This is a genomic window from Pseudochrobactrum lubricantis, from assembly GCF_041929865.1.
Taxonomy (GTDB): Bacteria; Pseudomonadota; Alphaproteobacteria; order Rhizobiales; family Rhizobiaceae; genus Pseudochrobactrum; species Pseudochrobactrum saccharolyticum.
Map to the genome: position 1 here is coordinate 1 of NZ_JBHEEE010000022.1, position 14,196 is coordinate 14,196.

Here is a 14,196-nt window from a genome sequence, read left to right on the forward strand (position 1 = left end):
TTACTGAAAAATTAAATTAAAATATAAATATTTATCAAATTAATTAAATTTCTAAATACAAAACGACATAAAATTAATGAACCAATACATCAAAATTGCAACTAAAATTCACCACCACCCTTTTTATTACCTGCATTTTATTGCAGTATCCATTTATGGTTTTTTTCATATGATGAGTTATAAATTTCCAATAGAGAAAGGACGATTTTTTTCCGCCTGTTAATTTATTATATTTCCGGTTTTTTCTGAAATCAGATTATGAAAATTCCATGCAATTTTAAGAATTAAAACAGAGCCAAGTATAAATATATTTTATTCAATTTTTTAAGGTGAAAAATGTCAATTGTTGTCAATCTTGATGTTGTTTTAGCACGTAAAAAAATCCGCTCACGCCAGCTTGCGGCCGATATAGGCATTACGGAACCCAATGTATCCTTACTCAAATCCGGCAAAGTGCGTGGCATACGCTTTGAAACACTGGCAAAAATCTGCCGTGTCCTTGAATGCCAGCCAGGCGATATTCTTGAATATCGCGATGAGGTTCGCACCCCGCATTAATGCAACCGGCGACTGACCACATATAGGACAGTTTAAAAATCAGACACACAAAAGCCGCGCGATCAGTGACCAGCGCGGCTTTTTTATAAGAAACCAATATTTCCCGTCAGAGAAACATCAGCCGATCCTGATTATTAATGATGGAAAGACGAAATGCCGTATCCGTCATTTGCAACTGCGCTGCCGCCGGTTTCAACGGAGAGCAGGCCCAATCCGGTAAACAGGATTGCAGACAACATAAGGACGGTCAGGAGCGTGGCGCTCTTTGCGGACATGGAAACAAGTCTCCCGGAAGCGGACTAAATTCAGCATGAACCGGCACATTGCATAAAGATGCACACGGACTCAGCATTGTTGAAAGGTGCTTCCAGATATAAGCAGCCGATCTTAACAGCAATAAAACATGCGCAAGATACACGCTAAAAACACATACAAAAATCAGTTTGATTTTCATTGTGGCAGATCAGCAACTGAAACGGCTCTGTGCAGTGTAAAAACCCGATCTCACTCAATCAAATAGTAACCATAGATCTTTACGCATAAGCAAAATACGCCGCCCAAGCTCCAAATTTCCGGCTGATCCACCGCAGTGAGTCTCCGTGATAAGCGCAATGACAGTGCCACAAATGGCCGCCGCATTTCCTTTACCGAGGATTTCTCCGTCTATTTTGCTGCTCTGTTTTTAACATCAAGGTTACAGCGCTCTTTATCACTTGACCTGCCAGCCTTCTCTCTGCCATCCGTAGCCGATGCGCGCAAATTACAGAATGCAACGACTGCTTATTGACCTTCCCCTGCAACCGGATCACCTCATTGAGGCTCCGGCGGATATGGCACATTACCTGCTCAATGTTCTGCGCATGCGGGACGGCGACAAGATTTTGCTGTTCAACGGGCGGGATGGTGAATGGCTCGCACATATAGAGCAAACGGGCAAAAAACGCGTCACTCTGCACCCTGCCGAGCAGACACGTCCGCAGCCTCCGGCATCTGATTTTCATTATTGTTTTGCCCCGCTGAAAACCGGCCGCATGGATTATATTATCCAGAAAGCCGTGGAAATGGGCGCTTCCGTCTTACAGCCGGTTATCACCCAGCATTGCCAGATGCCCAAGCTCAACAGCGAGCGGATGCAGGCCAATATGCGTGAAGCCGCAGAACAATGCGGAATTCTCATCCTGCCGGAATACAGGGAGCCGTTGCGCTTTGATAAATTCATGGAGCAATGGGATGAGGCACGCGCACTGATATTCTGCGACGAGGCCGCCGAGGGCAACAATCCCCTGCCATTATTGACCAGCCTGAAAGGCAAGCCTGCCGGTGTTTTCATCGGCCCTGAAGGCGGCTTTTCAGAAGATGAACGTCAATATTTGCATAAGCAGGATTTTGTGACAGCGATTCCGCTTGGCCCCAGAATTTTACGCGCAGATACCGCTGCGGTAGCGGCCATGGCCGTGATTCAGGCAAGTATCGGCGACTGGCAATAATCCTGTTATTTTATCCACCACTCACTGCATAATTCCGGCAATAGCGCATTTTTTTCAGGGTTCTTCGCAACAGGACAAGGCTCAATTACGCGTCCTGTTATTATTCCAAATAATTATGCCCAATAATTCCACTTGCGTGTTGGATAAAAAAACGCCAATCACATATATGAATAGTGACAACTACAAAATAGGGTAATGCAAAGCATGGCTCGGGATACCACAGACGAAACAGCCATTTCCGGCATTGAGGAACTGGCTGAATATCTCGCAGAAGGCTGTAAGCCACAGGACAAATGGCGCATCGGCACTGAGCATGAGAAATTTCCCTATTATACCAAAGATAACAGCCCTGTTCCCTATGAAGGCACGCAAGGCATCCGCGCCATTCTGGAAGCGATGCAACAGCGTCTTGGCTGGGATCCGATTATCGACGAAGGCAAACTGATCGGTCTGGTCAGCCCGCAGGGTCAGGGTGCAATTTCTCTGGAACCCGGCGGCCAGTTCGAGCTCTCCGGTGCACCGCTGCAGACCATTCATCAGACCTATGCGGAAGCCAGTCAGCATCTGAAAGATGTGCAGACAATTGCGACACCGCTCGGCATCCGTTTCCTTGGTATGGGCGGCAGTCCGAAATGGACGCGTGCTGAAACGCCGGTTATGCCGAAATCCCGCTATGCCATTATGACAGCCTATATGCCTAAAGTCGGCAGTCAGGGGCTGGATATGATGTATCGCACCTCGACCATTCAGGTGAATCTCGACTTCGGTTCTGAAACGGATATGCGGCACAAGATGCAGGTCAGCATGAAGCTGCAATCTGTCGCGACTGCGCTTTTTGCCTCCTCGCCATTCACGGAAGGCAAAACCAACGGCCTGCAATCATGGCGCTCAGACATCTGGCGCGACACGGATAACAGACGTGCAGGTGTCCTGCCATTCGTGTTCTCAGAGCGCTTCGGCTTTGCTGATTATGTAGACTGGGCGCTGGATGTGCCGATGTATTTCATCATGCGCGGCGGCCACTATATTGACTGCACACATATTACATTCCGCCAGTTTCTGAACGGCGCAATGAAGGATCATCCAACCGCCGGACAGCCTAATATGGGCGACTGGGCGAACCATATATCCACACTGTTTCCGGAAGTCCGCCTTAAGCGTTTCCTCGAAATGCGTGGTGCTGACGGTGGCCCGTTGCCCCATATTGCAGCACTTTCCGCTTTCTGGGTTGGCCTGCTCTATGATCAGGATGCGCTGAATGCGGCGCTGGATCTGACAAAGGACTGGGATTTCGAGCAAGTGGTTGCAATGCGTAACACTGTGCCTGCAAGCGGCCTTGCCACGCCATTCGGCAAGGGTAAAGTCGCGGATATTGCAGCACAGGCAGTCGCAATCGCGTCTCAGGGCCTTAAGAACCGTAAAAATACGGATGAAAACGGTCGCGACGAGAGTATCTATGTTGAACCGCTGGAAGCTATTGCCAAATCAGGAAAACCATTGGCTGAAGTGATGCTGTCTCACTTTGACAGCGACTGGAACCAGTCTGTCGAGCCGGTTTTTAAAGCCTATTCCTACTAGAGCGCCGTGTGCCAGACCTGGCACACAAAGGTCGCTCTAACACTTTAAACCAATCCAGGTTTAAGGAATTATGCTCTAATCGCTTTCATCAATAAAGAGCGGCTGCCTGATTCAAAAATGCAACCGCTCTTTTTATTTTTGCAAATTGCACCTGACATTGTGTCAACATACACAATGATTTCCTTAACAAAGCTGAACAGGTCTTAATAAAAGCAAACCACAATATATTAAATTTGACTTATCTTATATTTATCCAAGTAAAGATGTTGAAAAACTGCAATAAAACTATTTGCCTTCATTAAGATATTCCATATGATTACCGGAACTTAACCGGAGCATGGCATGCAGACACTACTTGACCTGGATCAGTTGCGTACATTCCTGCTGATTGCCGAAACCGGTAGTTTCACCAAAACGGCTGACAGTGTTTTCAGAACCCAGTCTGCGATTTCCATGCAGATACGCCGCCTTGAAGAGCGTATCGGCAAGCCGCTTTTTGCCCGCGAAGGGCGTCATCTCCTGTTGACACCACATGGCGAAAAACTGCTGAATTATGCAAGGCGCCTTATTGAGCTGAATAATGAAACGGTTGCCTCATTCCGCACTGATAAAATGAAGGCCAATATACGCATCGGCCTGCCCGATATTTATCTGGAACATATGGTGCAGGATGCTTTGCAGCCGATATTCCGTGATTATCCGGCTTTTGAAACCATTCTGCATTGTGAACCAACCGATGCATTGATCGACCATATCCGCCGCGGGGCACTGGATCTTGCCCTCATCACCCATAATACAGGGCAAAAACGCTCGGAAGTTCTCAATACCAGCCGTTTTGTCTGGGCAACCTCAGCGGAAAACTCTCCGCATGAAGAGCTTGTTATACCGCTGGCAATGAACAAGACAAATTGCAGCTGGCGCAAAGTGCTGACGGATACACTCAACACGATACAGCGCGAGTATCGTATCGTTTTATCCACCTCCTCCGCCCGCTCCATCCTCATGGCGGTGCGCTCCGGCAGCGCAATCTCGATTCTGCCTGACAATATGGTGGGAAGCGGTATGCGCGTGCTCAATGAGGAAGACGGCTTCCCCAAACTACCGTCCTGCGCTTTGTCACTCATTCGCGCACAGGGTATTCATGCACCCGCCATTGATCTGATCGCCGGTGCCATTAAAACCAGCTTCCGAAAACCGATCCGCTTTTCAGAATAATCAAATCCATTTCCGGCAAAACTGTCTTCAGAACGCATTTGGGACTGATTGAATCAGATCGATGCTTTAACTCTTTATTGTAACGCGTATCTTATCCGAAAACCGTTTCACGCTGGACAACAGCAAAGTCTCTTGACCGCTAAGCCCATAAAATGGCCAATAGAGTCATGAGTTTTTTTCCAGATTCGCCCGACCGTCAGACAGAAAACAACGCGACCAATGTTGCGGAATATTCTGTATCGGAAATATCCGGTGCGCTGAAACGTACTGTTGAGGATACGTTCAGTCATGTGCGGGTGCGCGGCGAAATCTCCGGTTATCGCGGTCCGCATTCTTCTGGCCACGCTTATTTCGCCCTCAAGGATGAGCGTGCGCGGATTGAGGCTGTGATCTGGCGCGGTTCCATGAGCCGCATTAAATTCCGGCCAGAAGAAGGTATGGAGGTGATTGCCACCGGCAAACTCACGACCTATCCGGGTTCATCCAAATATCAGATCGTGATTGAGCAGATGGAGCCTGCCGGTGCCGGTGCACTGATGGCCTTGCTCGAAGAGCGTAAACAACGGCTGGCACGTGAAGGGCTGTTTGATGCAGACCGCAAGCAATTGCTTCCGTTTATGCCCCGCACAATCGGCGTTATCACCTCTCCGACCGGTGCGGTAATCCGTGACATTATTCACCGGATTACCGACCGCTTTCCTCTGCATGTACTGGTCTGGCCGGTTCGTGTGCAGGGCGAGACAACCGGAGAGGAAGTTTCCCGTGCCGTTGCCGGTTTCAACTCGGTCTATTTCGGCGAAGTGCTGCCCCGACCAGATGTGCTGATTGTTGCCCGTGGAGGCGGCAGTCTGGAAGACCTCTGGGGCTTCAATGATGAGAATGTAGTACGCGCCGTTGCGGCCTCCGATATTCCGGTTATCTCAGCAGTAGGACACGAAACCGACTGGACACTGATAGACCTCGCGGCAGATATACGCGCCCCGACACCAACCGGCGCTGCAGAAATGGCCGTGCCGGTTCGGACAGATTTGCAGGCACAGCTCGCGTCTTACAGTGCACGACTGGCATCAGCCATGACACGCCTGATCGACAGGCGGCGCGAATCTTATCGTGCTTTGCAAAGAGCATTACCCTCAACCGATCAGCTGCTTGCTTTGCCGAGACGCCGCTTTGATGAAGCCGGTTCCAGACTAGGCCGTGCGCTGCTGGTCAGCACAGAGCAAAAACGTGCGCGTTTTGATGGTTTGAAGCGCCACCTCTCCCCGCGCCTGCTCAATCAGCAAATCAGAGAGCGCCGCTTGCAGTTGCAACAGCTCAATCAGCGCCTGCCGAGAGGCCTGTCTCTCAAAACGCAGAACAGCCGCAACTTGCTGCGACAGACATCATCAAGACTGACCGGCGAGCTGATCCTGCGCCGCTCCCGTCAATGGGCGCTCAATATTGCCAATCTGCAACGGCGCGGCGATCAAGCCATGCGTCATAGCCTGCAGAAATATCGTACCCGCAGTCTGGAACTGTCCCGACTGATGGAAACCTTGTCCCATACAAGTGTCCTCAAACGTGGCTTTGCTATTGTGCTGAACGATCAGGGGCTGCCGGTTAAAACAGCAACGGCAGTGCAAACAGGCGAAAATCTAACACTGCGCTTTCATGACGGTGATCGCTCCGTCATTGCGGATGGTTCAGCGCCAGCTCCGGCAGTTCAGACACCAAAAACGCAATCTGCCGAACCGTCTGTCAAGGACAAGAAAACTAAAGCTCCGCGTGCCAAAGACAACGGTCAGGGAACGCTTTTCTAAAATATATCCGGCATTCTATTCAGATTTATTTTTACTATTTCGCCCGTCACTAGCGGAAGAGACGCATTTCTATAGTTTTAATAGCGTAAAAAATAACATATATCTGCGACTTCAATCAGCGGGGGAGAGAAAGATTGAAGTATACAAGCATTATTACAGTCTTTACATCGCTTTCCGTGCTTACGGCATGCACAACAAGTGCAACACAGACGGACAAGCCCGTAGCCAGCCAAAATCAGCCAGTATCTGCAAGCAATGATACATCAAAACCGGCCAAACTGGTTGAGACCTATACGGCACATATCAGTGATCGTGATAAGGTTGATGAAAAGGGCAAGCCCCTGAAAAATGCACACGATATTCTTCTTCAGGATCGTAAAAATTATTACGATTTCAATTTGCGCGATCAGGCTGACACACCAAGCAAGGTCTTTGCCAAAAAAGAAAATCGCTGGTCTCAGGGCAAGGAATTTTCAGAAATGAAATGGGAGCCCTCGAATGCGTCTGATCCTCAGCGCGGCTACCAATGGAAAATGCGTCGCGGGGTTGAATATCAGATATTTGAGGGAAATCCGGACGTGAAAATTCAGGTCTATGACGATGGCAATATCCACGTCGATCCGAGCCGGAACTATTAAGCAAAATCATACCGGACAAAAGCGGAGCATCTCCGCTTTTGTAAAAATAAAAACAAAACTGCTCTGCCTACAGATGAGGCATCAGATCGTAATCTATTGATGTGAAAGCGGGAAATTTGGAATGGTACGGTCGAGTGGAGCCACATCACAGTTTAATGATAAATTTATATAATAAAATCAGTAAAACATCTTATTAAGTGCACTCATATGTGCACTCATTTATGCACCAATAAGTGAACTCATAAAGCATGCATCTTGAGAATAATTTGATTTAAGCATTCAATTTAATTTCCACACCAATTCACAACAGCATCTACCCACTCCCAAAAATCACTATTGACTCTTTCACTGCGTGAGAACATTTGTAGAACAGAATTGAATTTTTAAAAACTTACCGACCTTTTGCGCACTCGTTTGCGCCACGGATTTGTTGTGCCATGCGTAAGCCAGAAACAATTGAACGTCTCTACCTCGACTTTGACGGCTTTTTTGCGAGTGTAGAACAGCAATGCGATAAGCGTTTGCGCGGTCGTCCGGTCGGCGTTGTGCCGTTTGAAGGCACAGATCGCACAGCCGTCATTGCTTGCTCAAAAGAAGCGAAAGCCTATGGCGTGAAAAACGTCATGAAGATTAAGGATGCGAAAGCACTCTGCCCTGACCTGATTTTGGTGGGGCAGAAGCCAGACCTATATCGCCGCGCTCACAACGCCCTGCTTTGCGAGATTGAAACGGTTATCCCGATTGATACGGCCAAGAGCATTGATGAGCTGACATGCATTCTGGACGAGCGCGGAAGGCGTGATCCGGAAGGACTGTCTGAGCAGATCAAAAGCACCATTCACAAAAACATCGGGGAGTTTATCACTTGCTCTATCGGCTTCGCAGCTAACCGGCAGCTGGCAAAGATGGCCTGTAAAGCTGGTAAGGACGCCAGCAAGAAGGCTGGCCAGTATGGCAATGGCTTAGCAATCTGGCACCCGCATATGATGCCGGAGCCGTTGTTTCAGGTGAAGCTGGAAGATGTTCCGGGGGTTGGCCACAGCATGAAAATGCGGCTTGCTCATAGTCAAGTGATCACAACTGAGCAGCTCTACAATCTGCAGCCAAAACATATGCGCAAAATCTGGCGCAGTGTGAATGGTGAGCGGCTGTGGATGGCACTGCACGGCTACGACATTCAGGCCATGCCACAGAAGCGTGGCATGTATGGACATGCCCGTGTATTGCCGCCGGAGAGTCGGAGTATCAACGGTGCCTATGAGATTGCCCGTTTGCTCTTGGTGAAGGCTGGCAGGCGGCTGCGGCGTGAGGAATACTATGCCAGCGGCTTATGGCTCTGGATGGCAATTGATGGCGGCTCATGGTTCCGTACGATCAAAATGCCAACCGTGAATGATGAGCAAGCTATCATGACAGCGCATACAGCGCTTTGGGAATGCGCACGGAGAGAGCTGCCAAGGCGTACAACCATTTTCCGTGTCGGTGTGACCCTGATGGATTTGAGCGAGGCCAATGCCCGTCAGCTGGATATCTTCAACAATGATGATGCAATCCGGCAGAAATGGGAAAAAGCCAATGGCGCTATGGATGCGCTCAACTCCAAATATTCCAGCACGATTGTTCACATGGGCGAATGGAAGCCCCCAGCGGGTGGCCATGTCGGCGGCAAGATCAGCTATGTGCGCATCCCTTCTGCAGAGGACTTCTACTGATGGGCAACTGGAAAACCAAATACAGGGTCAGTGATTTGTCCGACACCCAAAAGTTGGAAATGATCTGCAAGAAATGCAGCAGGCTTGTTTACATCAACAAGGCCACGATCTGCACAGCCAAAGGCCGTGAACAACTCTATCTTGATGAGATAGAGAAACGCGCCCGATGCAAAGCACGGGGCTGCAAAGGTCAGATGCGCATGGCTATGGTTCGGCTGGATGAAATGTCCGGCTTCACCGGAGGGCTGGCATGAGCGAGGAAACTCAATCCCGCACATCCAAGGGTATGTATATCCATTATTGTATGCATAAAGACTGCAAAAAATGGGGAGCATACGGCTTCAAAGGTCGTTACGGTACAGAGTGGTTCTGCTTCGAGCACAAGGAAGATGGAGAGATTACGCCGAAATGAACCAAAGGCCTGATCCTGCGTTTCTTAAGAAGCGGAGGATGAAATGTGCAATCTCTATAATATCAAAATGCACAGCGCCCAGCTGAAACAAGCAGTCGGGTCATATATTGACCTGACAAACGGCGCTTCATTTGATGAAAAAATCTACCCTGATTATCCGGCGCCAATATTGCGCAATAATCTGGATGGCCCCGAACTGGCCTTAAGCCGTTGGGGAATGCCAACCCCGCCGATGTATGTCAAAGGCGAAGCGGATAAGGGTATAACCAATGTGCGGAATATCTCATCCCGCCATTGGCAACGCTGGCTTGATGTCGCTAATCGCTGCCTTGTTCCGGCAACATCATTCAGCGAGTATGCACAGGAGCCGGATCTGAAGACAGGCAAGAAGCCGCTGCATTGGTTTGCGCTTGATGAAACTGAACCGCTGTTTTTCTTCGCAGGCATCTGGACAGAATGGATTGGTATTAGAAAGCCATCAGAGGGCAAGCAAAATCACACCTTGTTTGCATTCCTGACCAGTGAGCCGAATTCAGTTGTCGCCTCTATCCATCCCAAAGCTATGCCGGTCATCCTAACTGAGGCTGAAGAGCTGGATATGTGGATGACAGCACCATGGGAAATAGCGAAAGAGCTGCAGCGGCCGTTAAGCGATGGCAAATTGGTGGTTATAGAGTAAACAACTGTAGCCAATTGCAGTGCATCGGCAGCTTCAACATTAAAAATATGTAATCTAATGCATTGGTTTCATTCATTTATGGTTCATCCGCGTCACCGTATTCTTAACGCAACAACACAGGAGAGCCATATGTTTAAGAAATCAATTCTCGTAGCTGTAGCGCTTACTTTTGTTGGTGCGCCATTAGCACAAGCCCGTGATTACCAGCCGCTTCACAAGGCTGAGCAGCATCGCTATGAGCCTAACCGCCCAAGCTATGGTAAGCACTATAAAAAGCAAAATGAACAGCGCTTTTACAAAAAATGGTCAAAAGGTCAGCGCTACGGCGACTGGCGTCGCCATCAAGAAGTGCGTGACTACAAGCGCTATGGTCTGCGCAAGCCGGGGCGCGGACAGCACTGGGTAAAAGTCGACAACCAATATTTGCTGATCACGGCAGCAACCGGCCTGATCGCAGCTATGATGATGGCGCGATAGGACAGCGTAGACATTGCCGATCGGAGAACGCGACCGGCAATGCTTTTATCTGGATTGATTAATCCAGTTGAGCACTTTGAGAATATTCTCGTACAGCATAACCGTACCGATAAAAGTACCGATAAGAGCAACAATCATCCATTTCATAAACCCGCCGACTGTTCGCATAGCTATAACCAATCGCAGGCCGTCCTTAAGGGTTTCAATATCATCCTCACGTAACTGAGAGAGAAATTCCTGCGTTTCATCGGGCAATTCATTGAAGCGATGTGCCGGATTTGCATTTGGATCCATTGCCATCACCAGCACCCCTGCCGTTTTCCATTTTGGTCATTACCTTCCACTCGCTCAGCTGCTGGTCGATCAGCTCTTGTCAAAGCCACCAATCCAGCCGGAGACAGATCATTCTTGCGCCAACCCGCGCAGCTGCTCACAGTCTGCGGACTGCACCCCGCGACGGCGAAGAGACTGAACACAGAAATCATAGTCCGATAGATTGCGCGTTTTTGCATCATCCTTCACCCTCTCCCGCTCAGCGCGGATATCACTCTGCAGCTGCTGAATTGCGCCGCGTTGGCGCTCTTTGTATTTACCCAGCTGGACAGCACCCGTGAGCGCAACTGCCCACACGGCCAGCACCGCGAGTATAATTTGGAGCCGCCCCAGCATCAGAGCGCCTCAAACAGTTTTTCGACTTTGGATTTCACAGACGGCATGGAGTAAATCGCGTAAACCGCGATACCACCCACCACAACCACGGAAGCCAGCTGCACCCGCCAATCCAACAATCCAAGAGCTGGAAGCGCCGCAGCTGTCAGCCATGTCCAAAAGCGTTTTGAGTGAGAAACCGGCTTCGCCTTTTCAGGTTCAGGTGGTTGTGTTTCCACTTCCGTCGCTTCAGAAACCGGAACAGGCAAGTCGTTGCCTGCCTCTTTTACCTTACGCAACACCGCCTCGATGGCTTCCGGCTTTACCAAGGCCTTATTGAGTGCATCACCATGATAATAGGACTGGCCGCGTTTAAGTTGCTGGTGCTGGCCTTTAGTCGCGGCAAGCACCGGAAACGAAGCCCACTCCATTGCCAGCTGTTTGGCAAACTCAATGATGGAGATTGTACCGGCCATGAACTCTTCATAGCCACGGCGCTTAAGTAGGTGATAGCCGAGGCGGTCTTGTAAATCCGGATCGAAAGTCTGCCGACCGTTCAGACGCAGCTCACGCGACAAATCCTGCAGGGTCTTGCGCATGAACTGATAACCACCAGAGGCCGATGATTTGAACCGCTTGCTAAAACTGGCTTGCGCATCAACCAGTTCACCGATTGTCATCGAGGTGATTGGTTTTGATAGCTTGCCCTGATTGTGACCGTAGATAACGTTATAAGACGCGCGATCAGTCCGCCCGACTTCAGTCTTACGAATGAAGTCAAGCAGAATCGCCGCGCCAGCTGGTACGGTTTTATCCATTTGAATTTTCCTGTGATTGTGCCCGACTATCAGGCTGGAGTGATTATTGCCTGTCAGGCAAAAGCAGCGTCGATCTGAGCTTGATCGGTGATTGTGCCGCCTAGAATTTGCGGCAGTACCTGCGAGAAAATGCCGAAGACGTTGTTCACATGCGCTCCGACTGCATCTGAGATTGCAATGATTGTTGCCGCATCCAGCATGGCAAGCTCGCCGGTTGCAGTCACCCAAGGCGTTGTAAAATCTGGATTACCCTTCGCCGCTTCACGCGCACCGGCAATCATGATTTTGGAACGATCATCGGTAGCAATATGCAGGCCGTTAAATTCAAATCCACCGGTTTCTTTCTGCCAGCGTTTATCTGCAGCATAGAGCATCAGTGCCTGCTTTGGATCAACAGCCTGTTCCGGTGTCGCTTCGCTGGCCGGTATTTCCTTGGTTGGCAGTGTGATTTCAGGATGCGCTTCAGGATATAGCGGGAAGCCCTTTTTACCGGCACGGCTATAGTCGATTACTGTTACAGTGCTCATGGATTAATCCTCTTTATCAAATTCAGGAATAAAACGACCGGTGCCGCGCTCACAGTTCGGATCAACAAGAATTACATACGGGTCTCTGCGTCGCCCTGTGACCATCCAAGCGATTTCATCATTGCAGGTTTCATGAGCGCAGGTGATGTTCAATATACCACCGGTCATCTTGCCTTCAGGCCAAACGACTGTGTCGCCTTCCTGATTTTGCAGAGATGACACCATAATATCGGTATTCACTGCCCAGAACGTGCCGAACATCATGCCGAAATATTCGTCAATGTTGACAGTTGCCTTGCCGTTAACAAGACGGACAACACCACGATAAATATTGACGTATTCCGGCGCTTCGACAAATCCATGTCGGAGAATTTTATTCGCAGGGTCTAATGGATGGTCAATTTTCCATGTGCCTGACGCTTTTGAAATAGGACCAGGTACATTAAGGCCACCACTATCACCACTGAATGACCATACTTTATTTGCCTGATTATCCGCATTGGTATGCAGGATATTAAATGCACCTGGATTTGCGATGTTAGGATTTAGAACACCTAAGGCATACGTGCCCGAATATGTAGCTCCCGGGTTTGACTCATGAGCGTGTGCATACATGAGTTTCATAGACAGAGCGAAGTGACTACCTGCACTTTGTGCTCTGGTAACAAATGGTGATGACCGGTTATATGTACTATCGTAAGAGCCAAAAGACGCACCGCAAAAGAACCCATGCTGATTATTTCCGCTGTTTGGCGGTGTTTTCCCGTTAACAGTTCCAGTCATCTGACCGCCTGATAAACTTAGCTTTCCTTCGAGTGCGCTCTGTGTCGCTGCAGCTTCTGCCTTACTGTTCAGTGCGGATTGCGTTGCCTGTGAAATTGGTAGATCAGACTTCGCAGTAAGCGCACCGTCGCCGTCAATCAGCTGATCCTCAGTACCGCCCGCCGGTAGTGTATACTTTTCGCCAATTGCAGTCGCATATTCGGCTATCGCATCAGTCACGCTCTTGATTGACTTCAGCGTGATTGTGCCGTCCGCCCCCATGACGATGAACTGATCATTCGCTTTCGCAATTGCTGCAAGCTCTGTGAGATTTGCAATATTCTCCAAGGCAGCGAGAGCGGCCAGATTGCCTTTGGTATCATCGGGTCCGAATTCTGATTTCGGTACCAGTTTCATAACACCTGGTCCAACAAAGACCGGTACTGCATCTTCTTCGCCAGCGAGAGCAGCAAAGGCTTCAAGATTTCCGGTTGTCAGAAGCTCTCTGACCATGCGGACTGCAGCCTGCACACGGCTACCATCCGGCTGATAGCGAACCCGCAAGGGTTGCCCGTCACCGGCAGCTGCCACAGGGCAATTATCAAATAACCGGCCGCTGTTCTGCCCGGTGATTTCAGCAATGATGAGCACATAGCCTGTTGCGGTGATAATCGCATCACCAGCCTGAATGGCTGCGGTCTGCAAAGCCGATCCTGTTGTGGTGAAGTCAGGTGTTCCGGCAACGAGATTAAGCGTGCCGGTCATCCAGTCGGGACGAATAGCCATTAATCTGCCCCTTCCTTACGCTCTGCAATCAGTTCTTTGTTTTCCGCTTCCAGAACTTGAATGCGTTCTTTCATCATTAGATTTTCTGAAGCCAAAATCA

The 14,196-nt window shown here is 49.4% G+C and carries 18 protein-coding genes; 12 read left to right on the plus strand and 6 right to left on the minus strand.

The genetic code is table 11. The features are described 5' to 3' along the window. Nucleotides 1–336: 336 nt before the first annotated feature. Nucleotides 337–558 (plus strand): helix-turn-helix domain-containing protein, encoded by a 222-nt coding sequence (locus tag JNC80_RS19370; RefSeq protein WP_022709447.1) that lies wholly within the window; start codon nt 337–339, stop codon nt 556–558. A 134-nt stretch (nt 559–692) separates the two neighbouring features. Here the strand turns inward: JNC80_RS19370 and JNC80_RS19375 are convergent, their stop codons facing one another. Then, a complete protein-coding gene (locus JNC80_RS19375; protein ID WP_162994564.1) occupies nt 693–833 on the minus strand; it encodes a hypothetical protein in 141 nt (46 codons plus the stop codon). Between the two features lie 314 nt (nt 834–1,147). Between JNC80_RS19375 and JNC80_RS19380 the strand changes: the two genes are divergently transcribed. The 11 genes from JNC80_RS19380 to JNC80_RS19430 all read left to right on the plus strand — a co-directional run bounded on the left by JNC80_RS19380 (nt 1,148) and on the right by JNC80_RS19430 (nt 10,555). Then, nucleotides 1,148–1,345 carry a hypothetical protein gene (locus JNC80_RS19380; protein ID WP_376711345.1) on the plus strand — a complete coding sequence of 66 codons (198 nt, stop codon included), beginning with the start codon at nt 1,148–1,150 and terminating at the stop codon, nt 1,343–1,345. Further along, a complete protein-coding gene (locus JNC80_RS19385; RefSeq protein ID WP_376711346.1) occupies nt 1,308–2,045 on the plus strand; it encodes a 16S rRNA (uracil(1498)-N(3))-methyltransferase in 738 nt (245 codons plus the stop codon). Before JNC80_RS19380 ends, JNC80_RS19385 begins: the two co-directional genes overlap by 38 nt. Before the next feature lie 204 nt (nt 2,046–2,249). Further along, on the plus strand, nt 2,250–3,623 hold the full coding sequence (locus JNC80_RS19390; protein WP_376711347.1) for a glutamate--cysteine ligase: 1,374 nt from the start codon (nt 2,250–2,252) through the stop codon (nt 3,621–3,623). Nucleotides 3,624–3,965: 342 nt separating this feature from the next. After that, nucleotides 3,966–4,838, plus strand: coding sequence for a LysR family transcriptional regulator (locus JNC80_RS19395; protein WP_376711348.1), 873 nt, complete (start codon nt 3,966–3,968; stop codon nt 4,836–4,838). Nucleotides 4,839–5,005: 167 nt separating this feature from the next. Further along, on the plus strand, nt 5,006–6,637 hold the full coding sequence (gene xseA, locus JNC80_RS19400; RefSeq protein WP_376711349.1) for an exodeoxyribonuclease VII large subunit: 1,632 nt from the start codon (nt 5,006–5,008) through the stop codon (nt 6,635–6,637). Between the two features lie 134 nt (nt 6,638–6,771). Next, nucleotides 6,772–7,275 (plus strand): hypothetical protein, encoded by a 504-nt coding sequence (locus tag JNC80_RS19405; RefSeq protein WP_376711350.1) that lies wholly within the window; start codon nt 6,772–6,774, stop codon nt 7,273–7,275. A gap of 437 nt (nt 7,276–7,712) precedes the next feature. Further along, entirely contained in the window at nt 7,713–8,987 is a 1,275-nt protein-coding gene (locus tag JNC80_RS19410; protein ID WP_376711351.1) for a Y-family DNA polymerase, read from the plus strand. Continuing rightward, complete coding sequence (locus JNC80_RS19415; RefSeq protein ID WP_122093786.1) at nt 8,987–9,241, plus strand: hypothetical protein; 255 nt, start codon at nt 8,987–8,989, stop codon at nt 9,239–9,241. Before JNC80_RS19410 ends, JNC80_RS19415 begins: the two co-directional genes overlap by 1 nt. Continuing rightward, nucleotides 9,238–9,399 carry an EsV-1-7 cysteine-rich motif-containing protein gene (locus JNC80_RS19420; RefSeq protein ID WP_376711352.1) on the plus strand — a complete coding sequence of 54 codons (162 nt, stop codon included), beginning with the start codon at nt 9,238–9,240 and terminating at the stop codon, nt 9,397–9,399. Before JNC80_RS19415 ends, JNC80_RS19420 begins: the two co-directional genes overlap by 4 nt. A gap of 43 nt (nt 9,400–9,442) precedes the next feature. After that, entirely contained in the window at nt 9,443–10,078 is a 636-nt protein-coding gene (locus JNC80_RS19425; protein WP_376711353.1) for an SOS response-associated peptidase, read from the plus strand. Nucleotides 10,079–10,207: 129 nt separating this feature from the next. Then, nucleotides 10,208–10,555 carry an RcnB family protein gene (locus JNC80_RS19430; RefSeq protein ID WP_376711354.1) on the plus strand — a complete coding sequence of 116 codons (348 nt, stop codon included), beginning with the start codon at nt 10,208–10,210 and terminating at the stop codon, nt 10,553–10,555. 45 nt (nt 10,556–10,600) lie between these two features. Here the strand turns inward: JNC80_RS19430 and JNC80_RS19435 are convergent, their stop codons facing one another. From JNC80_RS19435 to JNC80_RS19455, 5 genes are all read right to left on the minus strand, one after another. After that, a complete protein-coding gene (locus tag JNC80_RS19435; protein ID WP_376711355.1) occupies nt 10,601–10,855 on the minus strand; it encodes a hypothetical protein in 255 nt (84 codons plus the stop codon). A gap of 102 nt (nt 10,856–10,957) precedes the next feature. Next, entirely contained in the window at nt 10,958–11,224 is a 267-nt protein-coding gene (locus JNC80_RS19440) for a hypothetical protein (protein WP_376711356.1), read from the minus strand. After that, on the minus strand, nt 11,224–12,021 hold the full coding sequence (locus tag JNC80_RS19445; protein WP_376711357.1) for a lysozyme family protein: 798 nt from the start codon (nt 12,019–12,021) through the stop codon (nt 11,224–11,226). Before JNC80_RS19445 ends, JNC80_RS19440 begins: the two co-directional genes overlap by 1 nt. Before the next feature lie 53 nt (nt 12,022–12,074). After that, nucleotides 12,075–12,548 (minus strand): DUF4376 domain-containing protein, encoded by a 474-nt coding sequence (locus JNC80_RS19450; RefSeq protein WP_376711358.1) that lies wholly within the window; start codon nt 12,546–12,548, stop codon nt 12,075–12,077. Nucleotides 12,549–12,551: 3 nt separating this feature from the next. Beyond that, nucleotides 12,552–14,075 carry a hypothetical protein gene (locus JNC80_RS19455; RefSeq protein WP_376711359.1) on the minus strand — a complete coding sequence of 508 codons (1,524 nt, stop codon included), beginning with the start codon at nt 14,073–14,075 and terminating at the stop codon, nt 12,552–12,554. Nucleotides 14,076–14,196 lie beyond the last annotated feature (121 nt).

Excerpts from the sequence above, each read along its gene's own strand:
- JNC80_RS19370 (WP_022709447.1), top strand. The coding sequence starts at position 337 with ATGTCAATTGTTGTCAATCTTGATGTTGTTTTAGCACGTAAAAAAATC.
- JNC80_RS19440 (WP_376711356.1), bottom strand. The coding sequence starts at position 11,224 with ATGCTGGGGCGGCTCCAAATTATACTCGCGGTGCTGGCCGTGTGGGCA.
- JNC80_RS19385 (WP_376711346.1), top strand. The coding sequence starts at position 1,308 with ATGCGCGCAAATTACAGAATGCAACGACTGCTTATTGACCTTCCCCTG.
- JNC80_RS19445 (WP_376711357.1), bottom strand. The coding sequence starts at position 12,021 with ATGGATAAAACCGTACCAGCTGGCGCGGCGATTCTGCTTGACTTCATT.
- JNC80_RS19435 (WP_376711355.1), bottom strand. The coding sequence starts at position 10,855 with ATGGCAATGGATCCAAATGCAAATCCGGCACATCGCTTCAATGAATTG.
- JNC80_RS19430 (WP_376711354.1), top strand. The coding sequence starts at position 10,208 with ATGTTTAAGAAATCAATTCTCGTAGCTGTAGCGCTTACTTTTGTTGGT.
- JNC80_RS19420 (WP_376711352.1), top strand. The coding sequence starts at position 9,238 with ATGAGCGAGGAAACTCAATCCCGCACATCCAAGGGTATGTATATCCAT.
- JNC80_RS19455 (WP_376711359.1), bottom strand. The coding sequence starts at position 14,075 with ATGACCGGCACGCTTAATCTCGTTGCCGGAACACCTGACTTCACCACA.
- JNC80_RS19425 (WP_376711353.1), top strand. The coding sequence starts at position 9,443 with ATGTGCAATCTCTATAATATCAAAATGCACAGCGCCCAGCTGAAACAA.
- JNC80_RS19450 (WP_376711358.1), bottom strand. The coding sequence starts at position 12,548 with ATGAGCACTGTAACAGTAATCGACTATAGCCGTGCCGGTAAAAAGGGC.
- xseA (WP_376711349.1), top strand. The coding sequence starts at position 5,006 with ATGAGTTTTTTTCCAGATTCGCCCGACCGTCAGACAGAAAACAACGCG.
- JNC80_RS19395 (WP_376711348.1), top strand. The coding sequence starts at position 3,966 with ATGCAGACACTACTTGACCTGGATCAGTTGCGTACATTCCTGCTGATT.
- JNC80_RS19410 (WP_376711351.1), top strand. The coding sequence starts at position 7,713 with ATGCGTAAGCCAGAAACAATTGAACGTCTCTACCTCGACTTTGACGGC.
- JNC80_RS19390 (WP_376711347.1), top strand. The coding sequence starts at position 2,250 with ATGGCTCGGGATACCACAGACGAAACAGCCATTTCCGGCATTGAGGAA.
- JNC80_RS19375 (WP_162994564.1), bottom strand. The coding sequence starts at position 833 with ATGTCCGCAAAGAGCGCCACGCTCCTGACCGTCCTTATGTTGTCTGCA.
- JNC80_RS19415 (WP_122093786.1), top strand. The coding sequence starts at position 8,987 with ATGGGCAACTGGAAAACCAAATACAGGGTCAGTGATTTGTCCGACACC.